General features: G+C 47.3%; 20 protein-coding genes and 1 pseudogene. 4 read left to right on the top strand and 17 right to left on the bottom strand.

The genetic code is table 11. The annotated features are described in order from the left end of the window. Window positions 1-59 precede the first annotated feature (59 nt). The 3 genes and pseudogenes from OXH39_01040 to OXH39_01030 all read left to right on the top strand — a co-directional run bounded on the left by OXH39_01040 (window position 60) and on the right by OXH39_01030 (window position 2764). Window positions 60-626, top strand: a pseudogene (locus OXH39_01040) (TIGR00266 family protein). A 64-nt stretch (window positions 627-690) separates the two neighbouring features. After that, the gene (locus OXH39_01035) at window positions 691-1794 is read left to right on the top strand and encodes a mandelate racemase/muconate lactonizing enzyme family protein (protein MCY3549014.1); all 1104 of its coding nucleotides are present in this window, start codon (window positions 691-693) and stop codon (window positions 1792-1794) included. Between the two features lie 4 nt (window positions 1795-1798). Further along, window positions 1799-2764, top strand: coding sequence for an ornithine cyclodeaminase family protein (locus OXH39_01030; GenBank protein MCY3549013.1), 966 nt, complete (start codon window positions 1799-1801; stop codon window positions 2762-2764). A 7-nt stretch (window positions 2765-2771) separates the two neighbouring features. On the opposite strand, the gene OXH39_01025 is transcribed toward OXH39_01030, so the two are convergent. From OXH39_01025 to idi, 10 genes are all read right to left on the bottom strand, one after another. Then, the gene (locus OXH39_01025) at window positions 2772-3509 is read right to left on the bottom strand and encodes a fatty acid desaturase (GenBank protein ID MCY3549012.1); all 738 of its coding nucleotides are present in this window, start codon (window positions 3507-3509) and stop codon (window positions 2772-2774) included. After that, window positions 3506-4192 carry a carotenoid biosynthesis protein gene (locus OXH39_01020; GenBank protein MCY3549011.1) on the bottom strand — a complete coding sequence of 229 codons (687 nt, stop codon included), beginning with the start codon at window positions 4190-4192 and terminating at the stop codon, window positions 3506-3508. Before OXH39_01020 ends, OXH39_01025 begins: the two co-directional genes overlap by 4 nt. Beyond that, on the bottom strand, window positions 4185-5306 hold the full coding sequence (locus OXH39_01015; GenBank protein ID MCY3549010.1) for a glycosyltransferase family 2 protein: 1122 nt from the start codon (window positions 5304-5306) through the stop codon (window positions 4185-4187). The genes OXH39_01020 and OXH39_01015 overlap by 8 nt, the downstream gene beginning before the upstream one ends. A gap of 127 nt (window positions 5307-5433) precedes the next feature. After that, window positions 5434-6090, bottom strand: a complete 657-nt coding sequence (locus OXH39_01010) for a lysophospholipid acyltransferase family protein (protein ID MCY3549009.1) — start codon at window positions 6088-6090, stop codon at window positions 5434-5436. Further along, window positions 6087-7016, bottom strand: coding sequence for a phytoene/squalene synthase family protein (locus OXH39_01005; protein MCY3549008.1), 930 nt, complete (start codon window positions 7014-7016; stop codon window positions 6087-6089). Before OXH39_01005 ends, OXH39_01010 begins: the two co-directional genes overlap by 4 nt. Next, window positions 7013-8611 (bottom strand): phytoene desaturase family protein, encoded by a 1599-nt coding sequence (crtI, locus tag OXH39_01000; GenBank protein MCY3549007.1) that lies wholly within the window; start codon window positions 8609-8611, stop codon window positions 7013-7015. The genes OXH39_01005 and crtI (OXH39_01000) overlap by 4 nt, the downstream gene beginning before the upstream one ends. A 5-nt stretch (window positions 8612-8616) precedes the next feature. Continuing rightward, on the bottom strand, window positions 8617-10119 hold the full coding sequence (crtI, locus tag OXH39_00995) for a phytoene desaturase family protein (GenBank protein MCY3549006.1): 1503 nt from the start codon (window positions 10117-10119) through the stop codon (window positions 8617-8619). Continuing rightward, on the bottom strand, window positions 10109-10792 hold the full coding sequence (locus OXH39_00990; GenBank protein ID MCY3549005.1) for a lycopene cyclase domain-containing protein: 684 nt from the start codon (window positions 10790-10792) through the stop codon (window positions 10109-10111). Before OXH39_00990 ends, crtI (OXH39_00995) begins: the two co-directional genes overlap by 11 nt. Beyond that, window positions 10789-11334, bottom strand: coding sequence for a hypothetical protein (locus tag OXH39_00985; GenBank protein ID MCY3549004.1), 546 nt, complete (start codon window positions 11332-11334; stop codon window positions 10789-10791). Before OXH39_00985 ends, OXH39_00990 begins: the two co-directional genes overlap by 4 nt. A gap of 40 nt (window positions 11335-11374) precedes the next feature. Next, window positions 11375-11911: an isopentenyl-diphosphate Delta-isomerase gene (gene idi / locus OXH39_00980; protein ID MCY3549003.1), complete on the bottom strand. Its 537-nt coding sequence runs from the start codon at window positions 11909-11911 to the stop codon at window positions 11375-11377. Window positions 11912-12243: 332 nt separating this feature from the next. On the opposite strand from idi, the gene OXH39_00975 reads away from it, so the two are divergent. Continuing rightward, the gene (locus OXH39_00975; protein MCY3549002.1) at window positions 12244-13206 is read left to right on the top strand and encodes a MerR family transcriptional regulator; all 963 of its coding nucleotides are present in this window, start codon (window positions 12244-12246) and stop codon (window positions 13204-13206) included. 39 nt (window positions 13207-13245) lie between these two features. Here the strand turns inward: OXH39_00975 and OXH39_00970 are convergent, their stop codons facing one another. The 7 genes from OXH39_00970 to OXH39_00940 all read right to left on the bottom strand — a co-directional run bounded on the left by OXH39_00970 (window position 13246) and on the right by OXH39_00940 (window position 25006). Further along, window positions 13246-14595: a hypothetical protein gene (locus OXH39_00970; protein ID MCY3549001.1), complete on the bottom strand. Its 1350-nt coding sequence runs from the start codon at window positions 14593-14595 to the stop codon at window positions 13246-13248. Next, window positions 14595-16457, bottom strand: coding sequence for an alpha-L-fucosidase (locus OXH39_00965; GenBank protein MCY3549000.1), 1863 nt, complete (start codon window positions 16455-16457; stop codon window positions 14595-14597). The genes OXH39_00970 and OXH39_00965 overlap by 1 nt, the downstream gene beginning before the upstream one ends. Window positions 16458-16572: 115 nt before the next feature. Further along, on the bottom strand, window positions 16573-18801 hold the full coding sequence (locus OXH39_00960) for a DUF1549 domain-containing protein (GenBank protein ID MCY3548999.1): 2229 nt from the start codon (window positions 18799-18801) through the stop codon (window positions 16573-16575). Between the two features lie 26 nt (window positions 18802-18827). Next, the gene (locus tag OXH39_00955; GenBank protein MCY3548998.1) at window positions 18828-20165 is read right to left on the bottom strand and encodes a PQQ-binding-like beta-propeller repeat protein; all 1338 of its coding nucleotides are present in this window, start codon (window positions 20163-20165) and stop codon (window positions 18828-18830) included. A 26-nt stretch (window positions 20166-20191) separates the two neighbouring features. Continuing rightward, window positions 20192-21553, bottom strand: coding sequence for a DUF1501 domain-containing protein (locus OXH39_00950; protein MCY3548997.1), 1362 nt, complete (start codon window positions 21551-21553; stop codon window positions 20192-20194). Between the two features lie 83 nt (window positions 21554-21636). After that, window positions 21637-24627 carry a M56 family metallopeptidase gene (locus tag OXH39_00945; protein ID MCY3548996.1) on the bottom strand — a complete coding sequence of 997 codons (2991 nt, stop codon included), beginning with the start codon at window positions 24625-24627 and terminating at the stop codon, window positions 21637-21639. Further along, the gene (locus OXH39_00940; protein ID MCY3548995.1) at window positions 24620-25006 is read right to left on the bottom strand and encodes a BlaI/MecI/CopY family transcriptional regulator; all 387 of its coding nucleotides are present in this window, start codon (window positions 25004-25006) and stop codon (window positions 24620-24622) included. The genes OXH39_00945 and OXH39_00940 overlap by 8 nt, the downstream gene beginning before the upstream one ends. Between the last annotated feature and the right edge of the window lie 10 nt (window positions 25007-25016).

Below are 25016 nucleotides of genomic sequence, written 5' to 3'. Positions count from 1 at the left end.
CACGCATCAAACTCAACAAATTATATCCAGCAATATAAATGTGACAGACTACTAGTCAGGACGAGGGTTTGATGGGCAAGTTCCTCAGTGCTGGCAAACGTGCTATCAGTGGTGAATCGCTTTTTTTAACACATTTCACTAACACTGGCAGCCACAAGAGACGAGTCGCCTTCGCCGCTCCCTATCCCGGTCATATTATCCCTGTTGATCTTGCCAAATTCGGCGGCGAGTTGATGTGTCAGAAAGATGCCTTCCTCTGTGCCGTGCTGGGGACCGAACTAAATATTGCCTTCACACGGAAATTGGGCTCAGGTTTTTTTGGCGGTGAGGGGTTTATTCTCCAGCACCTACGTGGCGATGGTATGGCGTTTGTGCATGCGGGAGGATCAATCGTCAAAAAGGAACTTGTCAACGAGACACTCCGTGTTGACACCGGTTGTCTTGTTGCCTTCACATCGAGTGTCGACTATAACATTGAAATGACTAAAGGTTTAAAGTCAATGTTCTTCAGCGGTGAGGGGCTTTTCCTCGCGACCCTGAGCGGCACCGGTACCGTTTACCTTCAGAGCTTACCCTTTTCGCGACTGGCTGATCGTATCATTGGAGTAAGTGCTATCACGAAGTAACTGACGCTAATACGACGTCCACTTAAAAAGACTATACTCTCAATTTCTTGGATTTGGAGTTTCCGTGGAAATTCGCAGTATTAAAGCTTATCAAGTTGACCTTCCACTCCATGAAGGCAGCTATAACTGGTCTGGCGGTAAATCCGTATCCGTCTTCGACAGCACTATTGTATCAATTGAAACGGACGAAGGCATTACAGGTTACGGTGAGGTGTGTCCATTGGGACCGTTCTACCTCCCCGCCTATGCAACAGGAACCCGTACCGGTATTACTGAACTCGCACCACACCTCATCGGTAAAGACCCGACCCAACTGCTTCCACTCAATCAACGCATGGACACCGCACTCAAGGGACATCCCTATGTGAAATCCGCAATTGACATCGCGTGTTGGGATATCCTCGGCAAGGTTTCAAACCAATCTGTCTGCACACTTCTCGGTGGAAGGTATGGACAGGATTTCATGCTCTATCGTGCGATCTCCCAACAATCTCCCGACGAGATGGCAGCGAAAGTAGCGACCTATCGTGCGGAAGGATACCGAAAATTCCAGTTGAAAGTCGGTGGCGACCCAAATACCGATATTGAACGCATCCACGCCGTTGCCGAATTGATGGAACCGGGAGATGTACTCATTGCCGATGCGAATACCGGTTGGTTGATGCACCAAGCCGTCCGCGTCGTCCGAGGTGTGCGCGATGTGGATGTCTACATTGAGCAACCCTGCCTCTCATACGAAGAATGCCTCGCTATCCGTCAGCGGACAAACCACCCCTTCGTTCTCGACGAGACAATTGACAGCATCCACGCGTTGCTACGCGGTCATGCCGACCAAGCGATGGATGTCGTCAACATCAAGATCAGCAAATTCGGTGGATTGACCAAAGCGAAACTCGCCAGAGACTTATGCGTTGAACTCGGCGTTGCAATGACAATCGAAGATAGCTGGGGTGGCGACATCACAACCGCAGCGATTGCCCATCTCGCCCACAGTACACCGACAGAGTTTCTATTCACAGCAACCGATTTCAACAGTTACGTCACCGTCAGCACATCAGAAGGTGCTCCACAACGAGTTAACGGCAGGATGGCAGCCGCAACGCAACCCGGTTTGGGAATCACTCCAAATATGGATGTGTTGGGTGAAGCAGTAGTTCGCGTGGAGTGATTGCATGCCCATTAGAATTCTCTCGGCTTCTGATGTCCGCGCAGCGTTACCAATGCGCAAAGCGATCGATGCAATGCGGCACGCTTATAGCCAACTCTCAGCAGGCAAGGTGACTGCACCACCCCGCCAACATCTCTCCACCGACAAAGGCGTTACACTCATCATGCCCGCCTATCTACCTGAGCACGGCGAATTCGGCATCAAAGTCGTCTCCGTTTACGACGATAATCCCAACCTCGATCTACCTCGCATCACCGCCACGGTTTTAGTCCTCGACCCCACGACAGGAACCCCGAAAGCCTTTATGGACGGTGCCAGTCTCACTGCCATCCGAACAGGTGCCGGTGGTGGCGTGGCAGCAGATTTACTTGCCCCTAAGGACGCAAGGAAGGTCGGACTCTTCGGAGCAGGTGTACAGGCGAGGGCACAATTACAGGCAGTAATGGCGGTCAGAAATATCGCACGCGTGAACCTCATCAGTCGTACAGAAGCCTCGGCGCAACAACTCGCTACTGAAATTTCAGAGTGGACAGACCCACCCAAAGTCAATATTGTATCCACACCACAAGAAGTCGTTGAGGAGGCCGACATTGTACTATGTGCAACGACATCGGCAACGCCTCTTTTCGACGGGAACGACCTACAACCGGGCACACACATCACAGCCGTTGGCACATTCGTGCCAGAAAAACGGGAAGTCGATACGACAACAATAAGGCGGTCAGATCGAATTGTTGTTGACTCGCGTGAAGCCTGCGTAGAAGAAGCGGGAGATCTAATTATTCCCAACGCTGAAATTGATGCCGAAATCGGCGAAATTCTCAACGGCGACAAACCCGGGCGCGACTCGGACAGCGAAATCACGTTTTTCAAATCCGTGGGCGTAGCGGTGCAAGACGCAGTCGTAGGCGCAGCAGTACTGACAGAAGCGGAAACTAAAGGATTGGGGACCCTCATTGAAATCGGATGACGAGAATTCATTGGGGGTGTTCACGAACCTTACGCATCTTTGGCAAATACCACCACGGAACGTCCGGATACTCGTGGTGTTCCCAATGATAGCCGAAGTGATAACAGGTGATAAATGACCAGAAGGTCGAATACGCATTGCTTTGCGCACGGTGCGGATCGTCATATCCACCCTCTGGAGTGCGGTGCGGCAGATATGTCCCAAAATAAAACAGTTGTAACGTACTAAGCAACGCTGGAGAAACCCAGAACAGTATCAGATTGAGAGTCGGGATCCCCAAAACGTATTCCATAATCTGAAAGACAACTGCCATACCGACGATCTGCTGCCAGCCGAGATATTCCTTCATAAAACGAAGATACCACATCAAGAAACCACTGTGTACTCCATCATGAAAATCCGGATCTGTCCCGCTCGCAGGTGTTCGGTGGTGTGCCCAATGCTTCTCTAACAATTTGCGATATGAAAATAGCGCGTATAACCTAACAGCGATTGTACCAATTACATTGTTGACGCGTGGATATGTCCGACACACCGATCCATGCATCGCATCGTGCGCTGTGATAAACAGACCGGTATACAGAAATGTCTGCCAAAGTATGCCCAATGGTATCAGCGGAATGCTAATTTGAACAGATGCGTAGGAGGGGTTTTCAAACCCGATGCGTAGGAAACTTGAGAGACTCAATCCCCACAGACCGATAATCGCTAACGCGATGAATAAACCCTTGTTTGTCAATTTCATAGGCACTTTAAGTCCACGAGTCCAAAATAAACGAGTTGTGCGAAATAGAAGTGAAACGCAATTCGAGGCAGGGGTCCCCAACCGTTACTGGAAAGGGGCGGTTGGGAAAACAAGCCCAATTTTATACCGATCATCGCAAAGGCGAAACTCAATCCGAACCACGCCAGATAGTTCTGTAGTGGAATACGGTTATCCACCCATACCCAATAATCTAATATTCCTGCGGCGGGTTCCATAAACAGGTCGAAACAGACCATCAACAACGCCACACACAACGCCAATTTGACCGGACTTGTAACTATGGATTTCGGTGCGATTCTCTGAAAAACAGCGACCGAAGCGACAAGCATTACAAACCACGCGCACCCAATACAGATCGGGACACCATCAATCGACGGACGCAGTGTCTGTCCGTACGTATACGCGCCGAAAATTTGACCTGTCCGAACACCGAGCCACTCAATGCCGAAGCTACCCACAACAACGCATACACCCCAGAGAACAAATTTCCGCTTTTCTTCCTGCGGACATATCCGCCAGCATTCCCAAAACAGCCAAACCGCTAAACCAAACATCATGGGCGCAGCGAGGACTCGCATAACGCCTTGGAAAACACCGAGTACATGCCACAATCCACCTGCCCCTAAAAGTAGATAAAGCACACCTATCTTTAGTTTATCCATTTACCTGCATGTCGATCTGTCGCCCTTTCCACGCCAAGCGACCGCGTTTGACTTGATAGAATGAATTGATACCAATCAACAAAGTTGCCAAAACACCAAACGGATGCAAAACCACACTCGTAAAGAACGGGTGTTTGTATTTCAGTGCCAGTACAACCCGTATAACAACGTTCATAGTGATAGCAATAAGAGACAGTTGCATAAATGGCTCAAACCAGACAGTGATATAGGGGAGGACGCACATTGTAAACAGAATAAGCGTTAGAAGAAAAAATGGGAGTGTCTTGTAGCGGACCAGTCCAAAAAGGTTTTTGGAAAATCCACTCCATACCTCACCAAACGAATGATACATTCTGCAACACACCACACCAGTGCCAGCCGAGGTCAAGATTCTGATACCTTTCTTTTTTGCCAATCGGCTTAACTCAACGTCCTCAACAATCTGATTTGATACGGCTTGATGTCCGTCAATCTGTTGATATGCCTCGCGGGTAAAGGCAATCCACAAACCGCTCGCGGCAGCAAGTGAAGGCGAACGGCTGAAATACGTAAGCCATAACGGAAGCCCGGCATAAACGAACATGTCAACCACCGGTACCACGAGTTTTTCTGCTAAAGTGACTGTCACTTTCTCTGGAAACGCCGACAATAACCCAATCTCAAATTTCTGCATGTAGGCGACAGTATTCGCTATCGCCTCCGGTGCAGGACGGTTATCCGCATCGGTGAAAATGAGTATCTCTCCATCCGCATGCTGGCTGAGTTGATGGCATGCCCAATTTTTTCCTAACCATCCAGCGGGCAACGGTTTACCGCGGAGCACCTGAATTTCAGGATACTGCTCACCGAACTTTTCAATAATCGCGCCCGTGCGATCCGTTGATTGATCGTCAAGAACGCGAATCTCAAAATTATCGTAGTTTTGAGATAGGAATCCCTCAATACAGGCACCGATATTGGCTTCCTCGTTCCGGGCAGGAATCAGTACCGAGACGCGTGGACGGTCTCGACACTCACCTGCTTTTTTCAGCATCGGTGCCGTCACAGCGTTGAACAGCGTAACCGTCAAAACAACCGCCAGCAACCCGATAACGATAAACATCAATACAAACACTATTATTGCCCTACCTTTAATCGGACTTACGCAATTTTCTATGAATCCCTACATATTACGTGCATCTGGCGAGGTTTCAAACCTCGCCAGCGAAGGTGCTGCGTAAGTCCTGTTTAACCGATAACCACTAAAGCAAATTTTGACCCTCTTCTTGACGAAGTATTCGCAACGCCAACTCATCCAGCAAATTAATCTCAGTTTTTTCGAGCCAGTCCATCCCATGAAACGTATCTATGTCAAACGAATGGGCTTCCCCGAACAGAAAGAGTACATTTGGACATTTTTCACCGAGAAACTCGGTCCGAATTGCTAACGGAAGCACAGTAACGGGTTTTCCATATTCCCGTAAAATCCATTCAACACCGCGCTTATAATCGAGCGGGCGTGTATGCCACGGCAATAGTTGTCCTTGCGGAAAAATCGAGACAAGCGGTGTCCCTTGATTCAGCAATTCAACGGTGTATTCCAGTGATTCAACGATACCTTGCCGATGCTTCGGTTCGATTGAATAGGCTCCTATTTTCGCAAAGAACCTGTACTTAGATAGCTGCTCCTCCAGCATCATCAGATAGGCAGTTCGCCGAAAAATCCGTTTGTTGAGCAGATAAACAAAGAATCCATCCCACCACGTACTGTGGTTAGGCAGCAACAGCAACGGTAAATGAGACGGAATTTCCGGTAGTGGCCCCAAAAGTTGGATTGCGTGAAAATGCCGCTTGAACGACCACGTGAGATACGGTTGGAAAATGAGGTCCGCCCAAAGGCGATGCTGTGCACGAATCATTTATGTATTATTCCGGAGTGCACTGGGAATAGTTTCTCTTGTGCCGACAGAACCTTCGTCCGGAGTCCCTCGTGTAGTAAAATCTTTATTTTCTGAATTGACGGTACAAAAACCCGACTTAAAAACGGGTTGTAATCGCACTCTTCGATTTTTCTTAAGATACCACGGTAAATTTTAGCGGCTGAATAGATCGCATATTGCGATTCCGTTTTGAGTAAGGGAATACCCGGCATCGCTTCAGTATAGTATTGATCGGCGCGTTCAACTTGGAACTTCATAAGTGCCCGCAATTGCGGTGTCATTTTTTCGTCAAAGATGTCTTCTTCTGTCACACCGAACGCTGCCAAATCTGTTTGTGGTATATAGAGTCGTCCCATCTCTTTATCCTCTTTGACATCCCGCAGAATATTGGTCAGTTGCATAGCGATACCGAGTTGCTTTGCGTAACCAAACGCACCTTCGTCCTTATAGCCGAGTACATGCGTCATCATCAATCCTACAACGGCAGCAACCCGATAACAGAAAAGTGAGAGTTCATCGAATGTTTTATACCGCGTCTGCCGGACATCCATGGCAACTCCTTTGAGCAGATCAAGCGGATAGACAATAGGAATATTGTATGCCTTGGCAACGAGAATGAACGCACGAATAATTGGATGTTGAGATTCACCTGTATTGTAAGCAATCTGTAATTCTTCTGTCAAGAGTTGAACCTCTCTGAGGATTTCTGCTTCAGTCCGTTGGCGCGGCGTATCAATCAGATTGTCGCAGTGTCGACAGAAACCGTAGAGTGCGAATGTCGCCCAACGCTGTTCTCTCGGTAGCATCCTTGCTGAAAAATAAAAACTTTTTGAATAGTGGGCGGTTACCCTGCGAGCATACTCAAAGGCATCTCGATTCTCTTCTGCTTTCCATAATTTCTTCATGATAAATCCTCCGCATTCAAATCCTGGGTGACAAGCTTTACCGTCGTTTCTGCTGTCAGCAGAACCCCCGGCACGCCTGCCCCCGGATGCGTGCTTGCGCCGACAAAGTATAGTTTTTGTATATCTTCACTTCGGTTATGGGGTCGAAAATACGCTGTCTGTGTCAGTTTCGGCTCAACACCCCATGCACTACCGAGATGGTTGTTTCGTTCACGTCTGAAATCTGAAGGTGTAAATGTTTCAAGCACTTCAATTGAACGTTTTAAGTCTGTCAGTCCAAAGTCGTTTTCCAAAAACGTCAGCACTCTATCTGTATACACCGCCTTCGTCTTCTTCCAGTTGACTCCGCTTTCCAAATTTGGCACCGGAATCAGGACGTACATACTCTCACAACCTTCCGGTGCCATTGATGGATCGGTTTGTGACGGAATATGGAGATACATTGAAAAATCGTCTGGAAGTGCCTTATTGTCAAAAATATCATCTATTAACCCTTTATATCTCTCACAAAGAATGAGCGTATGATGCTTGAGTTTCGGATATTTTTTCCGAACGCCGAGATAGAGCAGAAAGGCACTCATTGAATATTGGGTTTTTCTGAGCTTCTTGTCGGACCATTTCCTACGATGTTCGGGATTAATAAGTTCGCCGTAGGTGTGTGCCAGATCAGCGTTGGAAATAACGCCATCTGCTTCGTAAAATTTTAACCAAGAACGCGGGTTTCCTTTACTATTTATGTCGGAAGAACCAAGAACGCGTGCCTTATCAGGAATATCTGAAATCGCGTTCTTGGTTCTGCGTTCTTGGTTAACTCTCGCAATAACACCTTTTGCACGCCGCTTTTCAACAACGATCCGTTCAACTTCTGTATCGGTTTCAACGACCCCACCGAGTTGTTTGAACACATCTTCTAACGCACGGACGAGGCGATACATGCCACCTTTGCAGAACCAGACACCCCCAACTTTTTCAAGATACGGAATCATGAGGTAAACCGCTGGTGCCCGAAACGGATTGCCGCCGATAAACAGTGGATGAAATGAAAAAGTGAAACGGTGGCGCGGGTCGTCGAAATACTTCTTAACGAAGTCGTAAGCAGGCATCAATGCCTGAAGCCGTAAAGCACGCGGCAGAAAGCCAAGCATCGTCGGTAAATCAAAGGCGGTCGCACCTAATCCGTCCGTGATGACAGCATCGTAAAGTCGACGCGTATGTGCCATGAAGCGATCGTAGTTATCAGCGTCCCTCATGTTGAATCGCGCCATCTGTTGTTTCATCTGTTCGTCATTGTCTGTATAATCAAGCGACGAACCGTCATGGAAGTAGATACGATAAAACGGGTCGAGTTTTACCAAATCAAGGTAATCTTCCATCCGCATACCAGCACATTCAAATACACGCTGAATCAAGTCTGGCGCGGTGATAATTGAGGGGCCCATATCGAAAGTGTAGCCGTCCTTAACGAGTTGATAGGCATGCCCCCCAACTTTCGCATTTTTCTCCAGAAGTGTAACTTGCATGCCTTTCGCTTGCAGTCGAATCGCTGCTGCGAGTCCTCCAAAACCTGAACCGATGATGACAATTTTCCGTTTCATATCTCTTACCCTTGCTTATAAATTTTCGAGGCACAATCTTCCGCAATCAACGTCGCCGCCATTTTTCCAGACAATATCACCAATGGAATCCCGCCGCCTGGGTGCACCGAACCCCCTGCGAAGTAAAGCCCTTTCAGGACACGACTTCGATTTGGTAGACGTTTGAACGCAGTGGTTCTACTATTCGACGATACGCCGTAGATACTCCCTTGATTGCTGGCATAAAGTTCAGAGAAATCCTCCGGCGTGTAAATCTGCTCCACCTCAATCTGATCTGCGATGTCGAAACCGAGCTGCTTTAATCTATCCAAAACAACCGTTCGCATCCGAACCTTCTCTTTTTCCCACATCTGTCCGGGTGTCAAATACGGCATGTTCAACAACACGAACCAATTCTCGCCATCAGTCGGTGCGTGTTCGCTATCTGTTTTACTGGTTATAGCGATATAGATAGTCGGATCATCTGGTACTTGCCGATGTTTAAAAATCTGCTTAAATTCGGCACCGTAGTCACCGGAGAAGATAATGTTATGATGTCCCAATGCTGAATACTTCCCCTTAATCCCCCAAAGAAATACCATTCCCGACAACGACGGTTCCAACCGATTTAGTTTCTCGGATCGATGTTGGTACCCATCAATCAATTCATCGTATGCTACGACTGCATCTGCACCACACAATACATAATCCGTTTCAAGTTTTTCACCATTAACTTGTACGCCACTGACCCGCTTACCATCGTGGCAGATTTTCTCAACCCTTGTCGATGTCCGAATCTGAACACCCAACTTACACGCCACTGCTTCCAATGCGTCAATCAAACGATAGATGCCACCTTTGATGTAATACCCTCCCAACCCATACTCAATATACGGAATTATGTTAAGGGTTGCGGGTGCCTGAAACGGATCTGAACCGTTGTAGGTCGCGTAGCGGTCAAACAGTTGAACGAGGCGCGGATCCGAGAAAAAACGGGACACACTTTGATGCACGGTCCGAAACGGATCAATTTGATGAAGCCTAAACAGTGTCCGAAAATACCGAAGGCGCATGAGTTTCCCGAATTCATGGATCGGTGTAGACATAAAGATTTCGGCTGTTAGGTCGTGAATACGTTCCGCATACTTCAAGAACTGTGTGTATGCTTCCACGTCATCAGACGATAGTTCCTCAATCGCAGCTTTCATCTTTGCCTTGTCGGCACTTGCATCCATCACTGAACCATCTGAAAAAAAGTATCGGCATATCGGGTCAATTGACATAAAATCGAGATAATCCGACCGCTTAAAACCAGCAAAATCGAACAGTTCATCAATCACAAAAGGCATCGTTAGTAGAGATGCCCCTGTATCAAACCGGTAGCCTTCCAAAATTACTTCGTTGACCTTCCCTCCAATTTGCGGATTTTTCTCAAATAATTGGACAGAGAATCCTAACCGCGCGAGACGAATCGCACCGCTTAATGCTCCAAGCCCACCACCGATGACTGCCACTCGTTTATTTTTCATACCAAGCTGCCTTCAATTTTTCATAAAGCATTGTGTTAAACAGTATTAACGTGAAGCCATACCCGAAATCTTCAATAGGGATTGTCAGAATTCGGTAGCCACTCTGATACGCCTCACCATACAGAACAACCGGTCGCGCCGTGAGGTAACCGTTGAACACCAAAATCAAAACGGAGACAATTCCGAGATAGAGATAGGTCTTCGGTTGTAGAAGCAGATTAACGTTCAATAACATATCCACCAGCCCAACGAGTCCCAAGCACAATAGAACCAATCCTGTGTACTGCCTACCCGTACTGAAAATCCATACACCGATCGGTAGTCCAGCATATAAAACTACTCTGATGTACCGAAGGGATTTCAACTCGACTAACCAACTATCGGTATGCGGTAGCGTCTCCCATACCAACAAACACCCAAATGGAACAGTCACAAAAAAGAGCCACTCCCCAATTGGCAGACCTAACAATCGAAAATCGAGTGTATACGCCTCGTTGAACCACCAATGCGAACCAGTGACAATGGCATCCCATATAATATAGGGAATCATGACAATTCCACTCACGAGTAGTTTCAATCGCCAGTGCGAAATTTGTCTAATCTGACGACTGAATCGGGATACAACAGGTCCGACAATAATAACAAGATTAAACAGAAGATATTCAAATTTCATTGCTGCGCGTCTGAACGTTCAGATGCCAATTTGTCTTTGAGTGTCCGTAGATATACTTTCTCATCATCTGTCAGTTTCGCCTTCTCAAGCAAGAATGTAATGATATTTTCAACTAATTCGGAGTGATATGTATGCATTTGTGAAGGCATTTGTTTGATAATTTCCTTGAAATCTCGTTGCGCATCGTCACCACGTTGGAAGAAGAACGGAAGATGGTAACAGACCGCTCCGTGAATGAACAGTGCCTCAATGTCTTCTGGAGTTTTCTTTAATCCACTATCTATAATTGCTAAACCGCGCTTTGTCCACTTGAGTTTGGTGTGAGGAAAAAACGCGTGCTTCCCTTTGAGAGCAACAAGAGCACCCATGTAGACCTCTGCACGTCCGGCGTACCTCGGTTCTTCTCGCGCGATCCGTTCAAAGAGTTTGATCGCCGGTTCAATTTGGTTTTTATCTTCCACGGAGGCATGAAATTTTTCGCGCGCACGCTTCAGCAACGCTTCCACCGATTCATCCACAGCGATACCAATGGAACACAACAAAAAAATCAATACCAACATCAAGTTTAGATAAATAAATCTATTAAGTTTCACGGCAAAAATTGATTGTTCGGGTTTGTGTAACAACGCGATCCAGCGTCAGTTTGAACCAGTAAGTGTAATCTTTAGGGTTTTCCTGAACATCCTGCCTCAACGCGTTTATGTCCATCCATTTCCAATCATCAACTTCGTTCGGATTCGGAATAGGTTGACCATTATAGTGCCCAACAAAGACGTGGTCCAGTTCGTGTTCAAATAGGCTATTATCGAGTTGCACGTGATAAATAAAACTAAAAAGCCCAGTCAATTCACAATCGAAACCCATTTCCTCATTGAGCCGTCGTCGCGCTGCGCGATAATAACTTTCGCCGGGACGTGGATGACTACAGCACGTATTCGTCCACAATCCACCGGAATGGTATTTCGTCCATGCCCGTCTCTGAAGCAATAATTCACCCACGGCGTTAAAGACAAAAATCGAAAATGCACTGTGTAATTTACCCTCACGATGTGCTTGCAGTTTTTCTTGCGTGCCGATTTCTCTACCCGTATGATCGACGAGTATGACATGCTCTTGTATCATTGATATTTATTTCCTTCGTATCGGTATGATTTCTCAAGTTAAATTAGGGTGTAAATCTCTATGTACATTATTATTACATATTGTCTATAATTTGTCAATAAAAAATTTATACAATTTTATGATAAATCGAATTTTGTATAGAAATTATGGAGTGAAATAGGACAAGATCACACAACGAATACCGCCACAGATAACCAGATCGAAAGGAAATTAAGATTTTTCCTCCGTCTTAATTTTAAAATTTAGACAAAATTATTGACAAATAACATATACTAATGTTATACTAAATCGTAAGATAACAAAAAGAAAAATAAAAAAGGAAACGGCTGATGACGGATCAACACAAACACGGTATTAAAACCGTTGCCATTCAGACAGGATTAACACAACTTATCATTCGGGCATGGGAAAAGCGATACAACGTCGTCACACCGCTGCGAACCGAAACGAATCGTCGTCTCTATTCTGACGCGGATATATCGCGACTCACGTTGCTTCGTCTCGCGACTCAGGCAGGACATAGTATTGGACGAATAGCAAACCTATCCACCGAAGAACTTCTGGAACTCATTGGAACGGGTGGGACGGTTGCACAGTCCGCTGCAATCGCAAAAGAGGATGTCTCACAGGAAACATCCCTTCATTTTTACATTGCTTCGTGCATTGCAGCGGTTAAAAGATTTGAGATGCAAGCACTCGAATCAACACTCTTCGCTGCATCAGTCGCATTTAGCCAACCTGTTTTCCTTGAAAAGTTGATCACACCACTGATGCAGGAAATTGGTGAACAGTGGAAAGCAGGAACTTTACGGATCGCACACGAACACCTTGCCGCCGCGGTTGTCCGGACACTGTTGGGCAGTATCTGCCAGGGATCTGATGTACCCGCCGCAATGCCAAATTTAGTGGTCGCGACACCGCGGGGTCAACTCCACGAAATCGGCGCATTAATTGCCGGAACAACTGCAGCGTCTCACGGGTGGCGAGTCACCTACCTCGGTCCCAACCTACCAGCTGAAGAGATTGTAGGGTGTGCAGTGCAAAATGGAGCAAAGGCGATTGGATTGAGCATCGTTTACCCGACAGACGATCCGCTTATGGCAAATGAATTACGGAAAATTCGACGCGGAATTCAAGAAGATGTTGCACTGTTTGTTGGAGGGGCGGGGGCAATCGCCTACGACTCCGTCATCAACGCTATTGAGGCAGTGAGAATCAATGACATGCCAACCTTTCGCTCCGAACTCGAAGCCTTGCGTGCGCAACAGAACGTGTCAGAGAAAAAGGATTAAGCACTATCATTGAAATGACGTAAAACAATGCGGTTTCGGTCACTTGGGTATAATGCGTCGGATCTGTGCGTTTTGCCCGCCAACAACAACACTACCATCCGTTGGATGAACTGCCAGCGAGTACGCCCAACCGTTTAGCGCGTGAATCTCACCCGTAACTTCCACTGAATCTGGATCAACGAAACGAACAGTTCCATCGGTACACACGGCAACAACCTTTGAGCCGTCGTTCAACCATGCCGTGTCAAGCGGTGCTTCCTCCAGTCGTGCGAATTTTACCATTCGACCAATAGTCGGCTGCCAAAATCGAACGGTACAGTCATCGCCTGCTGAAACAATTACAGGTAGTCCAGCATCACTTGGACGCAAGGCAAGGTCATGAACCGGCAGCGTATGATTATTCATGCTGCGAATCAACTCACCAGATGTCAAATCCCAAACGCGGACACTCTGATCTATCCCCGTGCTTACGAGTATATCCTTATCACTCAGGAAACAGAGGGATGACACCCCTTTTGAATGACCTTCCATCTGCTGGATGGCAGTGCCAGTATACAAGTCCCAAAGGAGAATACGTCGGTCCAAGCTTGCCGATGCGAGCGACGACGCATCCCGCCAAGCGATAGCCGTGACTGAATCCCGATGCTCCTTAAGAACGCGAAACGACTTTCCCTCTGGCCACAAAAAAATCTCTATAATCCCATCAGTTGCAGGATTTCCACCGCCAACTGCCAATTGATCCCCATCAGGTGAAAACGCGAGATCGTGTATATTATGGGCTGATACCTCAATTGTCCGCTGTAGACTGAGTGTAGGAAAATCGTAAACGTGTAATCCCGCTTGGGAACATGCAACGACAGATTTTCCATCCGGTGAAAACGCGAGAGAAGTAATCGGTGGCATGACGGTAGGTTGGTGTGGATTGGTGTTAGTCATTGACAACTTAGGTTCCGATTGATGTCCCTTCCATTCTCCATAGGTTGCCCCCTGCTCAATCCACTTTCGGATAAGATCAGTTTCCTGCTTTGTCAAGGGCGCGCTTTCTTCTTGTGGAGGCATGATACCGGTATCCCCTTCGGGTAAGGTGATACGCTGGTAGAGCAGCGAGTCTTCGGGTTCACCAGCGATAATTACTTCTCCATACAGGCTCTCCTCAATGCCCTTCACGTTGTCCAGTTGAACACCGCCTTTCGATTTCGTGATGGCACCACTGGGATCTGTCTTTGGTGCGCTATGGCAACTGAAACAACGGTTTTGGAGGATAGGTAAGACTTGCGTCTCAAAGTCGATCTCGATTTGAGGTTCTGCTGAGATAGCGAGTGCAGAAAATATAAGGATAAACATGAAACTGAAGATTGATACTGCTAAATTTTGTTGTTCATGCTTCATCAGTTAACTCCCAATGTATTTGAATCCTCTCGGATCGTTTTTCGCAAGGCTTTCATCTGTTCAAGTGTTGTCGGCGAAACCTTCCCATCCTGAGTAATACCCATATTCATCGTAATCACCAGTTTTTGAGCAATACACGCCTTCACGTAATTGATAATCTGTTGAGTGGTAAATATGGGTGGGGCGATATCGGTATCTGGATATCCGTGCTGCCAAGGGTCGTCAAGAAAGATCAAGCCGTGCGGTTGTAAACCACCCGCACTGCTACCCTCTGCAAAGAAATTTTCTGGTGGATTCACGAGCGCACCGCCAAACTCGCCAGCATAGTACTCTTGAAATTCAGTCGTCTTGGGGAGAATCCAACTGTTCCAAGCGACGATGCGTTCGGGATTGCCAACTTTAGTTGCCTCATACAATTCTTCAAACGGCTGAAGCGGATACCGATCATCAAACCAGTAACCTGCGACCTTTTTACCATAGCGCATGCCGATTTCGGTAAGAATGTCATGCTCAATTTTGAAAAATTTTGACTTGTCTGGACTTAAAAATCCAGAGGCTTTCACCCACTCCAAATCTCCTACGCCGTGATGAAAATAAAGAATAAGGGCAATACCACATTCTTGCAGCTTACCAGCCATTTCTCCAATTAGGTCTCGTTTGCAGGTGCGTCCCGGCATAACCACTTCGATCGATTTTAAGGGGGCAGGGAAATGCATAATTCCGTGGACAGCAGTGAAAATGACGTAGCCCGCTCCAGTTTCACTCACCATGTCGACAAAAGCATCAAGGTCAAAAGCATTCACCGCCTCCACGTAAGGTTTTTGAGGACCACGCGACGGTTGTGTTGTTGTTGACCAATGGAACATCACGCCGTACTTCGCTTCGACGAACCAGTCCGTTTTGGTACGTATCTGCTGCGCTTTCTCGTTTGAAGCAATCCTTGCTTTATCAGCGAGCGGCGAAATTAATTCAAGCGAATGGACTCGCACCCCATCTTTAGACTTTGCCTCTCCAATGAGACGCAGCATAATTATGCTTTCACCTGCGGGGAGGCGCAATGTTCCCGGAAGCGATATCCTCTCAAAATTCTGCGAATCTCCTGCCCATCCAGTCGTTTGGCGAACTGTTCCAACGGTTTTATTGTGTCCAGCAACAATCTCAAATGCCGAACCTACCGCATGTGTATCAGCAGTATAGGTCATCGCGAGTTTGTAATCGGAAGATATAGGAAGTTTCACCTTCCATGAAAGTGAAGCAGATGACTCGTTCCAACCTTCAATCCAGTCTTGTGCCTGCAAGTGCACAAGACCCCCACCTACTTCGGCACTGTCTCCAAACAGATAGATAACTGACGAAGGATCTGCCTCAATCAATCTTGGCTTCTTAAGTGTAGTGGGATCCCCTTCAATATCAAGAACGACGATGTCATCAACACCATTTTGGTACGCCTCTGGTACTACAATCAAAAGCCCCCACGGATGCTGGCGCACGATACCCCACGAAGTGCCGTCTACCGTGGGATTTCCCAGAATCCAAGCGTTCTTTACCACCCGATCAGTGATAGCTGGAAGGGTAATATTGTTCTTTCCATCCCACGAAAGTACATGAACATAGATTTTGCTATTCTTATAGGTGGTCACATACTGATCAGTAGGAGTAAAGGGACCGCCGCGAGTACCAATGATCGATTCCCCATTTTCGTCAATCCATTTCTCAATCGCTTCATCTGCCCCAACGGATTCAGGGCTTTTCTGGTTATTCAACAACTGGTTTACATTGATCTCGGAACGACTACCCGCAGCACGTACTATGTCCACGATCAATGCCTTGCTGTTTACTTTGACAGCATCTTGGTTATGCATGGTTTTTTCCTGTGCCGGAGCAATAGAGACTACGCAGATGAACGCAACTAAAATTGCAAAAAAGAGGTTTGGCACGAAACTTACCTACCAATTCTATTTGAATAGAGCCGTTGTATTAGTGATTTGCCACAAACTCATTACAGGTTAGCAGACTCCACACCATGTCTTCAAGGATCGCGCGTTGGGAGTTGGCAGATGAATTGACATCAATGTGCTGTTCCCAAAACTGTTGCTCGGTCTCTGTTAGATGCCGACTCAGTGCGGCGAGGTAGAACTCGTCGAGAATCTCCATCGGTGATTTCTCTTCCGACATCAGTTTATCAAGTCGGCTACCGGGAACCCCGATGCGTGCATTGAGAAGATCACCATTGAACAAGTGCAGTTTACGCTGAAGTCCATCCGTTACTTCAGCAGCACTCTCACATGAGGTCTCACGTCCACATCGTCCTAAGATATCAAGTGCCTCGGATTCGGTGTTTGGGTTGAATAGAGAGACAGCACGTGTGCCTTCCGGTTCATTGCCGTAGGTGTCCGGTATACCGAGGACATCTGAAATCGCATCCGCCAACACCTCCGGTTCAAGCGGCTTTTGCAGCGCGTGGGAATAGAAACGATCATCTGTCGCGTTTTGCGGCAGCGTATCTGCACTACGCGCGTAAGACTCACTGAGCGCAATACGCCTGAGTGTCCATCGTAAGTCGTAGCCGTGCACCACGAAGTCGTCAGCGAGTTCTGTTAGCAACTCAGGGTGGGTGGCTGGATTGGTAGATCGGAAATCGTCAACGGGTTCAACTAAACCGCGTCCCATCATCGCCTTCCACAATCTGTTAACAATCGCTTTGGCAAAGTATGGGTTGTCCTGACCCGTTAGCCAATCCACCAATTCGACTCGCCCATCAGGAACATCAGCAGACAGAAACCGATCGCCGGGAATCCGCGGCACTGCTTTTTCCCGCGTCGCTGGGTGGATAACCTCACCCGACGGTTTTACCTTAACGATCTGATCGCTCTCTATTTTGGCAAAGATCGCCGCCAATCCGTGGTAATCGTCTTGTGTCCATTTGTCGAGCGGGTGATTATGGCAATTCGCGCATCGGAGTCGAGCTCCCATGAAGAGTTCACTCATGAATTCGGCTTGTTCTCGCGGTCCATTTACTGTGCGGTAAAAATTTGCCGGACCGACCTCGTGGGAATCGCCTGTTGCTAAAATAACTGAACGTGCTATTTGATTATATCCAACACCGTCGCGAACCTGTTGGGAAAGCCATTGATGGTAGACAAACGCGCCTTCTGTGTTTCTTTCTCGTGCGCCAATCCGTAGCAGCTTCGCCAACTGCAATGTCCAGTACTCGTTAAATTCATCCGACCCAAGCAATGTATCCACCAACGTTTCCCGTTTATTTGTATTGGAATCTCCAAGGAATGCGGTTACCATCTCTGGTGTAGGGAGGTGTCCGGTGAGGTCAAGTGTTACCCTACGCAAGAAGGTAGCATCATCAACAGTTGGTGACACTGGCAATCGGAGCGTTGAGAGTAACTTGAGGATTTCATCATCAATACTCGTATTCACCGATTCTGGAGACGTGTGCGTTGGATTATTTTTATAGGCATTCTGTATCGGAACCTCGTTCAAGGGGGTGATGAATTCAATCGGGACGACCTCTGTGAGATAACGAGCAAGGATAATATGCCGACCACGACGACGAACTTTGGCGAGGGCAGTGGCTGTGTCAATTTCAATCGCTGAAGTGTCTTCTGGTGTAAAGACAGTCCATCGTGTCACGTTTTCTCTTGTCCTATCTGAAAAATGGGCAGTTGCGTGCAGTTGAACCGGACTCTCAAGATTAGAGATGACATGTTTTTGCGGGGATATTTCAACACGCTCCAAATGACGTAGCGTTTCGTAAGTCGCGCCTTGCCGGATCCAGTTGTGGAGCAATCGCGCGCCTTCTCCATTTTCATCCAAAACCTGCCCACCGCCATGTTTGGTTTGTGCTGTCGGCTTTAGAATAATCAGGCTTTCTTCTGGTCGCATCAGATTGATACGTCTGCCAGCGAGTTGACGGACAATCGCTTTATAATCCGCTTGTGGATTACCACCGAAGAGCGACAAATTGAATTCACCCCGACCAGCAGCTGCGCCATGACATGCCCCCGCATTACACCCAAACTTGGTAAAAATCGGTATCAAATCGTTTTCAAAGTCAACACGGTCAGATGATTTTGATGCAGCAAAATTAGTCTGATCGTTGTTTGCAAAGGATACATTCTGGTGGACGCGACCGTACAAGAAAAGCACGGCTGATAATATCAATGTTATGAGAGTGAATTGGATCGCTTTCATTGTTTTGTCCCTGTCTAATCTATATTTTATTTTCGTTCATTTGGATCCGTTTCTTCAATACAATAGAGATGCGTAAGCGAACGCAGAATTAGCGCGTTACCAGCAACGGCACCAGATGCAATAAATTCGTTATCAAACTCGTTCCGTGCGAGTAACTTGAACGCTCGTCCGGCAGAGATAACCGATACGCGCCCCTCCATACTGAAAAAAAAGATGTTGCCACCTGCATATAACGGGGATGCCCAGTGATTTCCGCCGACACGACCTTTCCATACAAGATTTCCATTCTTTGCCTCTACACAAGAGACGACACCACCCTCGTTAACCATGAACACCAAATCGTCTACAATCAGCGGCGATGGTATTTCAGGGGCACCCTTGCGATTGCTCCAGACGACATGCGTATCGGTAACATCACCCCCACCAGAGGGATCAACCGCCAGCAACAATTTTTCCACGCCAATTGTAAAATAGACAAGATTGTGTGCGAAAATAGGTCTACACGCAACGTTCCAACCCCATCCTTCATGTCGAACACGCCAGAGTTCATCGCCTGTTTTAGGATCGTAGGAAATTGTGACTTCCGCTGCCGGACTCACCAACTGCTTCTTTCCTTGATATGTGATAATCGTTGGCGTTGCATAAGATTTCCTGTTATCGTTTGGCTTTTCTTTTTTCGTTTCTTCAATATCCTTAACACCCTTAGCTCTGAGGACATCCTCAAAATTTGAGTCAACTTTTCGATGCTGTAACCACAAAGTGTCGCCGGTGTTCTTGTCGAGTGCTGCAATAAACTGTACATCAACGCCATCGAAAGTGAGAAATAGCGTATCCTCATCAATAATCGGGGAAGACGCGGGACGCACCCGATGATCACAGTTCAGGTCTCGGCGTTCCCAAAGTTTCTCGCCAGTTTTCGTGTCCAGACAGGCGGTGCCATACGTACCGTAATGAACGTAGATGCGTCCTTCCTCTACAATTGGGGTCGGCGAAGCATGGCTGTTGAGGTCCCCGTGTTCGAGTTGCGGTTCCGCGACATCAAACACTTTTATATCGTGTAAGATGTCGCCGCTTTCTAAGTCTACACAGATCGCAAAGAGTTCTCTGCCATCTTCACGTGCAGTTGTCACCCAAATCTGATTTCCCCAAACAATAGGCGATGAATACCCTTTATCGTGAATGGGTGTTTTCCAACGGACGTTTTTCGTTTCACTAAATTCGGTAGGGAGGGCACTACCTATTGCCTTGCCGTCTCCATTTGGACCGCGGAACTGATTCCAATAATCCTCTTTTGTCCCATCTTGTGCATAAAGCATACAAGCCAAAACAATCCCGATTAATAAGCTGCAAATTATTTTTCTCACAGATAATTTCCTCTACGACAGCTGGATTAAGCGATTAATTCCGAAACAACATTAGCACCGTCAGGAGCAACGCGGACAGGTCGCCCGTCACTGGTATGCAACTCAAAACTGGGGTCAATACCTAGCAGTGTATAGATTGTGGCTGACAGATCCGATGGTGTCACGGGACGTTCCTTTGGGAATTCGCCGAGTGCATCGCTACTGCCTACGATTTGACCGCCTTGCACGCCGCCACCAGCCAACATCACACTGAACACGTTGGGCCAGTGATCCCGTCCACCTTGTGAGTTGATTCTCGGTGTGCGTCCGAACTCACCCATAACCACTACGAGTGTTTCATCCAACATGCGACGATCGGTAAGGTCCTGAATCAACGCACTCAATGCCCGATCAAGCGATGGTAGATGTGCATTCCGATCGGTAGGATATCGTTCTTTCAACTGGAATATATCGTTATGTGTATCCCAACCCGTATGGTTGACAGTTACGAATGGAACACCGCGTTCGACCAACCTCCGTGCCAATAAACAACTCTGCCCGATTCCGTTCACACCACCGGGACCATATCGCTGGTGCACGTCTTGAGGCTCCTCAGAAAGCGTGAACGCTGCTTTGGCCTCGGGTGATGTTATCAGGTTGTAGGCACGTTCTAACTCCGGGTCCGATACCGTCGTTGCGCCAGCGTCTTTGGCACGACTGAATTCGTTGAGCGCATTGACGAACTGCCTACGCCGGGAAACGCGTTGCAAATCAATCCCCTCATAGAAATCAAGGTCGCGAACTTTAAAGTCAGGTCTTTTCGGATCACTGCCAACAGAAAATGGGCGCGTAGCACTCGGTAAGTATCCGTTTCCCGACACTTGACCTGTGAAATTCGGAACTGCAATGTTTGGCGGTAAAGCGGTGAGTGCATCTCCTGAAGTGTTTTGACTATTTTGAGATCTGATATAGGTGACCGTTGCACCAAAGGTCGGATACTCCAACGCAGGTGTAGGTTTGTATCCAGTCATCAAGTATTGGGTGCCGAGACTGTGTTCACCAAGCGGCGAGGTCATAGAACGAATAATGGCGATTTTATCCATAATGCCTGCAGTCCGTTCCAGACATTCACTGAGGCGTACGCCTGTAAGATTCGTAGCAATAGTGCTCAGGGGTCCGCGAACCTCCTGTGGGGCATCCGGTTTCGGATCAAAGGTCTCCAGATGGCTGGGACCCCCATCAAGCCATATCAGGATACAGGATTTCGCTTTTGCTGTCAGTGGACTGTTGCTGGCAAAGGCGCGTTGGAGGTGGAAAAAATCACCTAACCCTAATCCGAGTGCCGCCAATCCACCGACGCGCAGAAAATCACGGCGATTCATGCCATCACATCGTTTTACTACGTTCATTGTGCTGCCCTCATATTGCCCTTCTCTATTTCATGTAGGGACAGGCACGATAGTTCCCTGTCCCTACGAACTATTCTGATTTCTTAATCTTCTTTACGACGAGGAAATGCTTTCTCGTATAGTTCGCGGGCTTCTTCGCCAGTGATTTCGCCCTTTTCGACCATCTCTCGAAGCTGTCCGACAAAAGCACGCTGCATCCGCTCACCTTCAGGTAAATCAGTTGCGAATTCAATTTGATCAATACCTGCCTCTTTTGCTATATCCATTACTTTGACGATCTGTTGATGAGGTACATCTCGCCCAGGTTGGATAGTGAGCATAGATTTTTGTTCTTCAGGCAAGCTGTGGAGGAGAGAATCCATTTCGTCAAACTGCACAACGGCTCCGTTTAAGAGCATTTTACCCATTTTATCGCTGGCGGTAGGATTATTAATTTTGATCACAAGGCCTTTTTCGTTCAACCACTTTTCCAGCGTTGCAGGTTTTATGCCGATTGCTTCTCCGACAGCCCCAAGAACGTATGGGTCTGGACGGAGCATAGGTTGTGTGAAAGCAAAGTTGTGTAGCACTTTGCCATCTTTGGCGATGATAATCGTCTGCGCGACACTGCGATTGAGTCCGTAGCTGCCTGGACCCTCACGACCGTCTTGGGAAATACTAAGTAAGACACCGCCCGGAATATGTGGGACTAACTTACTGGCTTGATTCTCCACGGTATCCGGTGTGTCCCCTAAAAACACAGCATTTATATGCATTGCCTGTTCAGACTTCTCGGCAATTTGAGCGAGTAAACGAGAAATGCCAAGCAACCCTCGTAAACCGAGACCGCTTTCATCTTGTAGGAAGAGAACGAGGAGTTGTCCGTCTGCCTTGGCGATAGCATCATACGTTTTGCCTTTAGTTTTACCGTTGATGCCCTTAGCCTTCAGAGGTGGAAGTTTTTCACCGGTTTGTGGACCAGAGAAGAGTGGTGCACCCTGCACCTTTTTGAACTCAGCAGGATTTTTCACTTCAACGTTCTCGCTGCGGTATCGGTTTTGAGATTCCCGATTTACTAAGGTGCGACGCATTGCCATGCCTTCTTCTCGATTCAATTTGCCATCGCCATCTTTGTCGAACGGCTTGACGAGTTCTTCGAGAGAGGGATCTTGTTCACTATTGCGAGCACCTTCTGGTTCCATTTTCCTTCTGTCGCGCTGCATCTGCTCACTTTCCGCAGCCTTTTCTTCGTTCAACCATTTCTCTACTGTTGCGGACGTTAGATTTGTATTTTCATCGCCGGTTAACCATTCTCCCTCTTCATTCAGCCACTTCTCCAGTGTAGCGGGTTCTACTTCAATTGCTTGTGCTATGGCACCGAGGAAATGCGGATCGGGATAGAGCATCGGTTGTGTGAAAGCAAAATTGTGCAGGACTTTCCCATCTTTAGCAATAAGAACGGTCTGTCCAACATTGCGATTAAGTCCATAACTCCCTGGTCCTTCACGTCCATCGGGAGATAATCCTGTTAATACCTCATTTGGAACCTCTTTTCTTAACATATCACGCGCCCATTCAGGTAGAGTATCAAGATTATCTGCAAGGAACACGACACCTATCTGGAGCCCTTGATTAGACCTTTCGCCACCCGTTGCCTTGCTATGCCTTTTTTGGAAAGCATCAATTTGAAGAAGCAAGTCAAACACGTTAACAAGCCCTTTTACGCCAACGCCATTGGTATCTTGCAAGAACAATACAAATGGTTTTCCATCCGTCTCAGCGGTGATATCATACGTTTGATCCTCAAGTTCGCCGTCAATGCCGCTCACCATCAATGCCGGAAGTTTTTCCCCAGGTTGCGGTCCAGAAAATATCTTGTTTTCTTCAGACGGCTTAAACAGTCCTGGATCTTTCACTTTGATGCGTGATTTATCTTTGTACTGTTTCCCGTCCATCTTTCCAACCTTCGCTTTCTCCATCCCCAGTTTTTTCTCAGTTTTATCCACCCCTTTTTCTGCTTTCTGAGGTGTCTGAGCGAAGAGTGAGACTTGGAAAGTTTTCAGCGGCACCAACTGTGCCATTGCCAATAGAGGGAGACAGGTTAGGAGTAAAGTCGCTACCATTAACTGCAAGCGCGGCTTCAATTGCACGTCTAACCGTCGATTGCTTTTCAAAATGGAATCAATACGAGATTCCAATTGCGATGGTTGATTGAGTGATAACGCAAGTGGAACAACTCGGTCTTCGTGACGAACCATATCCAATAGACACTGTGCGTAGTTTTTTCTGGCACCTGTCAGGCGGATGACCCAATCGTCACAGATGCGTTCCCGCACGCGGACGAGTTCGCGGTTAAGGAAATGGTAAATCGGATGGAAGAAAAAGATAACGCCCACCACGTGCGAAAAGAGATTTGTCAACCAATCGTGTCGTTGTACGTGGGCTAATTCGTGGGCGGCTACCAACTCAAACTGCTCCAAATTCAGTTCTCGTGGAATCAGAATGTGGGGTGATAACCAACCAAATGAAATCGGTGATGATACCCGATCCGAGAAGCATATAGTAACCGGACGATTTATATCCAATTGTCGCGCCAATCGTCGGCAGATTGCCTGATATGAATCATCAGCCGCCACAGCATTGCGTCGGAGTTGATAGATTCGGTACAAGCCAAAGATGAAACGGACTAACATAGCGACTGCACCGATTGCCCAGACGCACAATAGAAGATCCATCTTTGCCCAATTCAAGAAGAACTTACTTCCAGCAAGCAGTTGGTTTTTGGATTGTGTATCGCTTTTAGTGGACGAAATTTCTGGTAAATCCGTAGTCAGCGGAGTTAAACCGGATACGTCTATTGGCTTCGCCTGCGCTAATTCTGGTACCGTGCTGCCGATGGAGAGCGCTGGCACAAACTGATTCAAGCCGAACAGGAGCGGTAAACTGAGTAAAGACAACAGCCAGAGCAGATGGACAGTGGGGTTGGAACGGCGGCTTTTGCGAAATACAGAGTTTGTTGCAAACCATATCAAACCGCTCAGAAGCATCCACTGCCATGAGCAGTTGAGCAGAGAAAGGAGGATTTGCTTACTCATCGGTTTTTTCTCCTTCAGGTTGATAGTTGTTAATCAACGCTTGTAAACGGTTGTGTTCATCTACGCTGGTTTGTCGCACCTCGAGGAGTGTGTTCACCAACTTCTCAGCTGAGTTGTCAAAAAGACGCTCCAACAAATCGCTGAGCATCGTATGCGTAATCTCTGTCTCTTTGACCAAAGGCTGGTAAACGAACGTCCTACCGTCAACTTGATGCGACAAAAAACCCTTCTTTTCCAGACTTTTCATAGTCGTGGCGACAGTGGTATAGGCGAGCTTGCGGTTAATGTTATCGAGAACATCGTTGACCGTAGCACGCGTCAATTTCCATACCACTTTCATCACTTCAAGTTCTAATGGGTGTAATCTCTTGGTTTTCATCTGATTGGTC

The sequence above is a fragment of the Candidatus Poribacteria bacterium genome (genome assembly GCA_026702755.1).
In the GTDB taxonomy this organism is placed as follows: Bacteria; Poribacteria; WGA-4E; order WGA-4E; family WGA-3G; genus WGA-3G.
This window is presented reverse-complemented; position numbering and strand designations above follow the sequence as displayed.